Genomic DNA, 9747 nt, shown 5'->3' on the forward strand with positions numbered 1-9747 from the left:
CTTGGCGCAGTGGTCCGGTCTGCTTCAGCCATCCGAAGCCCTTCTCGACCAGCCATCGGCGACTGAGGCTGATGGCGTAGCCCGGTTGTCGCGTGGTCCGGCGATCCAGATTGCTGCGGCGTCCCTTCTCGTTCTTTGTAACATGAGGGGTAACATTCAGTTCTCGCGCCGTGGCCACAAAATCCTTCGTGTCATAGGCCTTGTCCGCGCCTACGGTGATGCGCCGCGAGCGGTGCTTCTGCCGCTCATGCAGCATCAAGAGTGCGGCGTCGCGTTCCGCATATCCGTCGGCGTGCGTGACCATTGCGGCGGCGATCAGGCCGTTGCGGTTCTCCACCAAGACATGGCCCAGATAACTCAGCTTCGACTCCTTGCCATAGCTCTTCTTATACAGCCGGGCGTCGCTATCGGTGGTCGATGCATGCGTCTGATTGCTGCGCTTCTGGCCGCGGAAGTTCGAGCCGTCGTCATCGTCGTCGGAGCCGTCTTTTGCGCGGAAGCTCTTCTGCGAGGCCCAGGCCTGGAGCAGCGTGCCATCCACGGTGAAGTGCTCATCGCTCATGAAGCCCTTGGCCTGCCGGTTGACCTCGCGGAAGAAACTGCTGCGCGACCGCGCTGCTCAGTAGCCGATCGCGGTTCTTCGAAAACACCGCGTGGTGCCATACCGCATCGTCCATGCCCAGGCCGACGAACCAACGAAACAGCAGGTTGTAATCGAGTTGCTCGACCAGCTGCCGCTCCGAACGAGAATAAAGGAGAGCGTCAAGAAGGGGCGTCCCTCGTCGCTAAATGTGCCGAGTCCAACGAATGAGCGGCTCCATCGTATCCGTCAGGGCAAAGACACCTGTTCAGGGGGTTTGGTCTGTGATGGACCGACCCAACCCGCGCCCCATCCGAGCACGCCTGCACCGAACAACGCACCGAAGGAATACCCGCGGCCCCGCCTGCTTTGTAGCTGGCCTCAAGATAAGCAGGGTCTATCTCTCCAGATCCTGCTTTTCTTTCGAAGTCAATCGCTCAGATTTACGGAACAATTTGACACAAAATTCGAAGTTAATTGATGTTTTTGATTTAATTTATTTCTCATGGTGCACAATTCCTGCCGTTTCCTGATGCCAAAAACATGACGGCTGTGTACTCTTTTATTTCAACCAAGAAAAATCATCATGGACACGCTCACTACTCGCAGAAAGTTCCTCTCTCGTAGCGCCCTGACAGCCGCCAGTTTGGCCAGTCTTAGTCCTGTATCCGGAGCCGAGGAAGGCAATCAGCAGCCACAATTCAAGTCCCCCGGAAAGCCAGTCATCATCACCCGCGAGACTGGCGACGCCACCGTCGCGGAAGCTTACGCGATGTTGCTGCAGGGTGCCGACACGCTCGATGCCGCGCTGCACGTCTGCGCGGGACGCGAGAACGACCCCAACGATCACAGCGTCGGCTATGGCGGATTGCCTAACGAAGACGGCGTCGTCGAACTCGACGCTTCTGTGATGCACGGTCCCACACGACGCGCAGGCGCCGTCGGCGCCTGCCAGAATATCCGGCACGCCGGCCTGCTTGCGAAGAAGGTCATGGAACGCTCGTCGCACGTCATGATGGTTGGCGAGGGCGCTGAAAGATTTGCCATTGCCGAAGGATTCAAGAAAGAAGATCTCTTTACAAACGATGCGCGAAAGATATGGCTTCTGTGGAAGGAGAATGGCCGCGGCTGGTGGGGTCCCGGCATCGACAGCCCGGACTGGAAGCCGCCGGTCGACACACCGAAGGGAGCCATCCCGAAAGCGGCACTGATGCCGCGTCACCCCGCGCCGGATCAGGCCGAAATGGTGCTCAGCGAGATGAAGCGCCTCACGGCTCTGGCAGATCGCATGGGAATCCCCTCGAACCTGCACCGCGAGGCTGTAAGAGAAATTCTCTGGCCGACAACCGGAACCATTCATGTGTCCACACTGAACGCGGCGGGAGAAATGTCCGGAGCGACAACCACCTCTGGACTTGCCTGGAAGATTCCCGGGCGGCTCGGAGACTCACCCATCATTGGCGCGGGCTGCTATACCGACCAGGACATTGGCTCTGCCGGAGCAACAGGAAATGGCGAGGAGAACATCAAGGTCGCCGGAGCGCACACCATCATCGACATGATGCGGCAAGGAGCCTCTCCCAAAGAAGCTGGTATGGAGGCCCTTCGCCGCATCGCGCGCAACTACAACAACGACATGACACGTCTGCGGTATCTGGACATGATCTACTACATCCTGCGCCGCGATGGTGCTTATGCCGGCGTCTCTCTCTGGAGCACGCGCGGCATCGGCTCGCAGAAGAAGTTTGTCATCCACGACGGCACACTTCGCACCGAGCCTTGCGACTATCTTTTTGAGGGCACGACCCTCAGCATTCATCCCTTCTAAGAAAGAAAGCCTTTCAGCTGCTCAGGCTGAAAGGCTTTCTTTCTGCTATTCGTTGGTTGCATGTTGCGGCTTGTTGAGCACGCGCGGCCACTTGCCCTCGCAAAGGACCGCGCGTAGTTAGCGACGATATTAGAACGTGTACTTCAGCGTCATCTGGATCTTGCGTACAGAGTTACTCCAGAATTGCCGGGTTCCGGACTGAAGCGCCTCGCTCAAGATGTGGCCGCTCGCATCCCTCTCAAGATTGACCAGCGATCCGAAGTTTCCGTTGGACATGGTGGCCGATGGCGATTGCGACATTCCGTGCCAGGTCGAGAAGAGGTTGAAGATCTCGAGCCGGTACATCAGGTTATGACGCTCCGTGACGGAGAAGTGCTTCTCGAAGGTCATATCTCCCCGCATGTAGTAAGGGCCACGCAGGCTGTTGCGAGTCACGTCGCCGTACTGATTGCCCGCAGGCGCTGCATACGCCGCCGGGTTGAACTGATGATAGAGGCTGCTCTTGAACTGCGCCACGGGATACTTCGTGGTGTCCAGACCAGTTCCATACACCTGGCCATGCGGATTGCCGGCCTGGTTTGGACGGCGCAGGTCGCCGCGCACGCCATCCTGACCCAGGCTGGCGTCACCGGTGACATTCACCGTGAACGGATTGCCGGACGCAGCCGTGAAAATGCCGGCCACTTTCCATCCGCCCACAACCCAGTCGCCTACCTTGCCTGCAGACCACTTGAGGCCGCGGCCAACGGGAAGCTCATAGGAGCCGCTGCCCACGATCCGATGCGTCTGGTCAGAGGCGGATGGTCCCCACTCACAGCTGATGCAGTTGTTGTTCTGTGCCGTTAATGTTGACCCCACAATGTTGTTGATGGCGCTGAGTTCGTCCATCGTGCGGGAGTACGTGTAGTTCAGCTGGTAATTCAGCCCGTGCGAGAAGCGCTGATTCAGGCGCACCTGAAGGGCGTTGTAGTTGGTGCTGAAGATATTCGCAATGGCATAGGCGTTCGAACGAATGTTGCGGAGGTTTGCGCGGTCCAGCACCGGTACGAAGTTCGGGTCAGTCAAGCACGAAGGCTGAGACTGCCCGGCCTCCTGTGTAGTCCGGAACCGATTGCAGGAATCATCAACCGCTGGCATCCTGCCGGCGTTGTAGTACCAGTAACCGGGTTGATGCAGTCCATGGTTCCCGACATATGCCACATCGAGCAGCACAGTAGGAGTAAGGGCGTATTGCGCATCGAGCGTCCACTGCTGGTTATAAGGCGACTTGTTTTTCGGCCAGTTGACCTGCGGAGTTGCCTGCCAATAAGGGATCTGGAAGTAGGAAGCATCGCTTCCCGCAGCCCACAAGCTGTCAAGCGTGGTGGGAGCGGCGCGGGTATAGCCGCTCGATGTGGGATAGCCCGCCGAACCGACGTATGTGCTGATATCGTCATAGGTCGTCAGCGAATACCACTGGTTCTGCAGGTCGTAGAAGATGCCGTATCCGCCGCGAACGACGAAACGGTCCGTGTCCAGAGGACGCCACGCAAATCCAATGCGTGGCGCAAAGTTTAGATGATTGGACTGGGTGAGCTTATTGTTCGAGGTATAGCCGGTAAGGGATGGGTTCACGCCGCTGATCGAGTTGACAAATGCAGCATTGCTCTTGCTGGCCCATTCAATGCTTCCCCCGTTAGCCAAATTCAGCGCCACACCGCTATTGTTGACGCTGTGGAAGGCAGGAGGCAGCTCATAACGCAGTCCCAGGTTGAGGGTCAGTCGCGGCGTCACCCGGAAATCATCCTGCCCGAAGAAGTTCCATGCTGAGCCACGGACATTGAAGAGATCAGATCCTCCCGGAGCTGGACCTGAGATGCCGATTGGATTGCCGAGCAGCATATCGGCAATCGGGTTTCCCGCACCCGGCGTTCCTGGATGTTGCTGTGTTATCTGGGGATCGTTTCCGGTGTACGCCCCATTAAAGGAGAGCGATCCATCCGCGGAGTAACCCGCCGTCATATTCAGCAGGTACCGCCGCACATCGATGCCGAGCGTCACCGTATGCCGTCCGCGGATAAACTTCAGGTTATCGACGAACTGGTAGATGTTTTCCTTCTGATGCCAGTTGCCGTTCCCGTCGCCGAGACCAGCATAGTTGCCGAAGCTGAGAATCGGCAGTGCCCACAGGTTGGGATTCGAAGGCGTGTTCTGGAAGCCAATCTGCTGGCCATAGTTGACCTTGCCCGAATCGAGGCCATTCACCCAATATTGCCAGTTATAGCCCACGCGGGCTTCGTTGAACATGTTCGGCGTGATGGTGCGCTGCCAGTTCAGAGCAAACAGGCGGTTGTTCTGCGACTTGATCTCACCGCTCAGAGGCATGGCGCTTGGGTTAAGATACTTCTGATCGCCCAGGATGGTGGACAGATAGATACGGTTGTTCTCATTGAACTGGTGATCGATGCGGAAGGTGTTGTTGTTCGTATCGAGTGGGAAGCTCAACGGCGTTATATAGTTTTTGCAGTTGCCCATCGCGCAACTTGCCATGTTCGGCTGCGAAACGTTCGGCAGCGGATACAGCGCAAGGAAGTTCTTGGCGATGGGGCTGAGCGGAGTCGTGATCCGGTTGTTGGCGAATGGCTTACGTGTAGAAGGATCGTTCCCCGTCTGTGTGCTGGGATCGTAGATCGGCACCAGATTCCCGGATGCATCGCGCCAGTCCGAGAAATCGCCTGTCCGCTCCTGTGCCGTAGGAACAAGACCTGAACCCTGACTGCTGACTCTGCGACGTCCTGCTTCATACGAGTAGAAGAAGAACGTCTTCCCCTTGTCATAGAGCTTCGGAATCCACACCGGACCTCCCAGCGAGAAGCCATACTGGTTCTGCTTCAAATTGTCCTTCAGCGAAGGCGGAAGGTTATAGCCAAGTACGTCCCTCTGGTACTTGTAGTATGGGCTGTGCGGCTGGAAGATATCGTTCTGAACGTAGTCGTACGCTGAGCCGTGGTACTGCAGGCCGCCGGATTTCAGTGCAACGTTAATCTGCGCCGAACCCTGACCAAACTCGGCGCCGTACATGCCGTTCTGTACTTTGAACTCTTCGATAGCTTCTGCATTAGGGATATTGTTCGCCGTCGAAAAATACTGGTCGTTGTCGGTAATTCCATCCACAAGGTAGCTGACCGACTCCGAGCGCGCTCCGTTCACGCTGACAGAGGTGAAGTCATTGTTCAGACCGTGCTGTGCCCAGTAGAGCTGCGAGCTGCCCTGCACCTGCGTTGCTCCCGCCTGGAGTTTCAGCAGGTTGGTGAAGTCACGCCCGGAAATCGGAAGTGCGCTGATGAGCTTGCTGTCGATAACACTGCCGGAAGTGGCGTTGTCCGTCTGGACCATTTGCGCCTGCGCTTCCACCGTTACCTGCTGCTGCGTAGCGCCCACTTCCAGCGCGAAGTCCTGGCGTAGCGTTGCGTCAACGTTCAGAATCAGTTTCGTTGACTGGCTGGTCTTGAAGCCGGTCCGCTGGGCCTCAATGTTGTAGGTTCCCGGGGTTATGTTGACGAAAACATAATCGCCAACCGTGCTGGTCTTCGTTGTCTGCGTAAGTTGAGTGGCCGTATTTGTGATCTTGACCTGAACATCGGGAACGACGGCACCCGAAGAGTCAGTGATGTGTCCTAGAATCGTGCCTTCTGAATTCTGTGCGTAACTTCCGAGCGTGCTGCACAGAAGGAACACGATACATGCCAGCTGATAAAACCGGGATCCCAACATCTGAATTACACTACCTCGCATAAAGCCCTTATCTCCTGAGCCAGGAACAGCAGCGGAAACCCGCTTGCGGTTTGAAATGAGTGCTCTGTCTTGGAAGACAAGGGAAAGATTTCTTAACAAGAGATGAAAAATATATAGGTGGTTTCCACATCAATTGTCAATCAAAATGAATAAATATTTTGCGCTATTATGATTGTTTGAGCAGTATTTTGATCATAAAAGGAGGGCGTCAAAGGCCCATACAACGGTCGCGGCAGTTAAATAGGCTGGCTTTATCACACTGTTTCTAAATTACTTGTAAGGCAGGCAGCTAAAATGGTGCTAGAAATTTGTGTAGACTCGGTCGAGTCTGCGGAGGCGGCATATCGAGGAAGCGCGCAGCGACTGGAATTGTGCAGCAATCTCTCCTCCGGAGGCATCACTCCGAGCGCGGGCTTAATAGGATGCGTGCGTAAACGCGTGCCACTGGAACTGAACCTCCTTCTGCGGCCGAGACCCGGTGACTTTGTTTATACGGACAGCGAAATCGACGTAATGCGGTATGACATCGCACAGGCAAAAAGGTTGGGTGCCGACTCCGTTGTCTTCGGCGTGCTCGATGTGCATGGCGACGTGGATCGCGCGCGAATGCAGGAGCTGGTCGAACTGGCCCGCCCTCTCAAAGTCACCTTTCATCGTGCCTTTGATATGACAAGTGACCTGTTCGCATCGCTCGACGTACTGATGCAGCTGGGCGTGGACCGCGTCCTTACTTCAGGAGGAGGGGTCCGCGCCATCGATGGCGCAGATACCCTGCAGCGCCTTCAACAGAAGGCCCAGGGTGCTATCACCATCATGCCGGGTGGAGGCATCACCCCTGAGAATATCCTCGAAGTGGCGACACGAACAGGCGCAACGGAATTCCACTCCGGGCTGAGAACGCGCATGGCAAGTCCGGTGCGCAATCAGAAGCCGCCGGTCTTTTTGGGCGAAGCCTCACGCGACGTCGCGGCGCGCCAGGAAGAATACGCAAGGTTTGTGGTGCTCGATGAAGATGTGCGACGATTGCGTGAGCAATTGATGCAGTTGGAGATCGAGCAGCGATAAGCGCAGAGGGGAGCCATACTGTGCCAGCGTACACCGGCGTCTCTGGCGTGAATATGGCTCTCGCCGAACAGCACATAATGTATGTCACTTAAGTCAGCCCTCAGGGCCAAACGTATACTCAAAGTGCTTCTGCAGCAGGGAAACACGTCCGTGGATGACCTGGTGAAGTTGCTGGATATCTCAGCGGCCAGTGTGCGCCGCGATCTTACCAAGCTGGAATCACAGGGTCTAGTCCACCGCACCCATGGCGGAGTGACTCTGGCTGGCGAAGCGACTTATGAACCCTTTCGCTTCGATGCCTCATTTCAGATAAGGGAGGGACGGTTTGCCGACGAGAAGCGGAGGATCGCATTGGCTGCAGCCGAGCTGATCCAGGAACGGCAGACGATCGGTCTTACCGCAGGTACGACCACCACGCAATTAGCGCGCTGCATCCGCCATCTAAAAAGCGTCTCATTGATTACCAATGCCATAAATATTGGCATGGAGCTGGCAAATCAGCCGGGGCTGAAAGTCACACTCACTGGCGGATCCGTTCAATGGGCCGGCGCCTTTTCCATGGTGGGCCCCACGGCGCTTGATTCGCTGGAACACATCTTCCTTGACATTCTTTTCCTCGGCGCCTGCGGCGTCGACCCGATGCGAGGCGTCACAGCGATCGAAGCGGATGAAGCCTTGATCTTCCGAGTGATGGCATCCCATGCAAGGCAGGTAGTCGTTCTCGCCGACTCAAGCAAGATGGGAATGGTTAGTCCGGCACTCATCTGCGGAATCAATGCTGTGCACACTATCGTTACGGATGACGGCATTTCAGGCGACCTGCTGGCTTTGTTACGAGCCACTGGAGTTAAATTGATCGTAGTCTAGTCTCCTGAGTCATAAATAGATTGCATATTTGCAGGAGAGGTTCTACGTTGAGGTATGGAAACCTCGTCGAGGACGGCCGAAGAAGCATGAGCTTGTTGTGAGCCCAGCGCAGAGGATGGAGTTGGAACGTATTGTGCGGCAGTCACGCAGTGCCAGGTCGGCGGCATTTCGCGCCCGGATCGTGCTGGAGTGCGCCAGGGGAGCGAGCAACGCCGCGGTAGCGGCGAAGCTGCATACGACCGGTTTCACGGTTGGTCTGTGGCGCAACCGTTTCATTGCCGAAGGCATTGCCGGACTGGGGGATGAACCGCGTCCGGGAGCACCGCGCGAGATCGGTGATGAGAAGATCGAACGGGTGGTGCGACTAACGCTGGAGAAAACACCAAGGGGCGCTACCCACTGGTCGAGCCGTATGCTGGCAGCCAGGACCGGGCTGAGTCAGTCGACGATCAGCCGCATCTGGCGGGCGTTCGGTCTGAAACCGCATCGTACAGAGGGTTTCCAGCTTTCGAGCGATCCATTGCTGATCGACAAGGTACGGGATATTGTCGGACTGTATCTCGATCCGCCCCATCACGCCCTGGTTTTATGCGTGGATGAGAAATCGCAGATTCAGGCTCTGAGCCGTACACAGCCGGTGCTACCCATGCGAGTGGGGCAGTTGGAGCGACGCACCCACGACTACAAAAGACATGGCGTCACCAGCCTGTTCGCCGCTCTCGATATTGCCACCGGCAACGTCCTTGGCAAGTGCTATCGACGTCATCATTCGGTCGAGTTCCTGGATTTCCTCAAGAAGATCGATGCTGCGGTTCCAGCGGGGCTCGACATCCACCTGGTGCTGGACAACTACGGTACCCACAAGACGGCTCTGGTTCGCCGCTGGCTGCAGAAGCAGCCACGCTACCATCTGCACTTCACTCCCACGCACGCCTCATGGCTCAACCAAGTCGAGCGCTGGTTTGCTCTGCTTACGCAGCGTCAGATCAAGCGTGGCTCGCACACCAGCGTTCAGGAACTGGAAGCAGCGATCCACGAGTTTATCGCCGTCCACAACCAACAGCCAAAGCCCTTCCGCTGGACCCAATCCGCCGATCAGATCCTGGCCTCCATCGCTCGATTCGCCACCGCCACTCTTGCCGCTCACGCACCTTCTTTTATGCAAGAAATCAATGACTCAGGAGACTAGAACCTATCTCATAAATCGACTCCAGCCGGTTTGCTCGCTCTCGGCATAACTACTGGCATGGTCCGCCGCCTAAGCCCCTGGAGGGTGTAGAGGTGTAGACAGGAGGTGTTCCATGGAGATTCGCACTATTGGCATCGATTTAGGGAAAACAGTGTTTCACTTTGTAGGCGTCAACGCACGTGGCGAAGTTGTGGTTCGGAAGAAGGGCTCGCGGACTCAGCTGCTGCGCTTTACATCGAACCTCCGGGAGTGCCTGATTGGCATGGAGGCCTGCGGAGGATCTCATTTTCTGGGCCGTGCTCTGCGGGAACAGGGGCATGATGTGCGCCTGATGCCGGCACAGTATGTGAAGCCGTACGTGAAGACGAACAAGAACGACTACATCGATGCCGAAGCGTGTGCCGAGGCTGTAACCCGCCCCACGATGCGCTTTGTGCCGATCAA

General features: G+C 56.7%; 6 protein-coding genes and 1 pseudogene. 5 read left to right on the forward strand and 2 right to left on the reverse strand.

The annotated features are described in order from the left end of the window. Positions 1 to 758 (reverse strand): annotated as a pseudogene (locus tag Q363_RS28100) (IS5 family transposase); the annotation flags it as partial. Positions 759 to 1166: 408 nt separating this feature from the next. Between Q363_RS28100 and Q363_RS28105 the strand changes: the two are divergent. Further along, a complete protein-coding gene (locus Q363_RS28105) occupies positions 1167 to 2408 on the forward strand; it encodes a glycosylasparaginase (RefSeq protein ID WP_035357267.1) in 1242 nt (413 codons plus the stop codon). Between the two features lie 129 nt (positions 2409 to 2537). On the opposite strand, the gene Q363_RS28110 is transcribed toward Q363_RS28105, so the two are convergent. After that, positions 2538 to 6182, reverse strand: a complete 3645-nt coding sequence (locus tag Q363_RS28110) for a TonB-dependent receptor (RefSeq protein ID WP_084080857.1) — start codon at positions 6180 to 6182, stop codon at positions 2538 to 2540. Between the two features lie 294 nt (positions 6183 to 6476). On the opposite strand from Q363_RS28110, the gene Q363_RS28115 reads away from it, so the two are divergent. The 4 genes from Q363_RS28115 to Q363_RS28130 form a co-directional block, all read left to right on the forward strand. Next, positions 6477 to 7247, forward strand: coding sequence for a copper homeostasis protein CutC (locus tag Q363_RS28115; protein ID WP_035357271.1), 771 nt, complete (start codon positions 6477 to 6479; stop codon positions 7245 to 7247). Positions 7248 to 7328: 81 nt separating this feature from the next. Next, a complete protein-coding gene (locus tag Q363_RS28120) occupies positions 7329 to 8114 on the forward strand; it encodes a DeoR/GlpR family DNA-binding transcription regulator (protein ID WP_035357274.1) in 786 nt (261 codons plus the stop codon). Positions 8115 to 8229: 115 nt separating this feature from the next. Then, positions 8230 to 9303, forward strand: coding sequence for an IS630 family transposase (locus tag Q363_RS28125; protein ID WP_051979446.1), 1074 nt, complete (start codon positions 8230 to 8232; stop codon positions 9301 to 9303). Between the two features lie 112 nt (positions 9304 to 9415). After that, positions 9416 to 9747 (forward strand): IS110 family transposase (locus Q363_RS28130; RefSeq protein ID WP_035357279.1); only part of this gene is annotated, 332 nt, incomplete at its 3' end.

Origin of the sequence: Edaphobacter aggregans DSM 19364 (assembly GCF_000745965.1) — a bacterium.
Lineage (GTDB): Bacteria > Acidobacteriota > Terriglobia > Terriglobales > Acidobacteriaceae > Edaphobacter > Edaphobacter aggregans.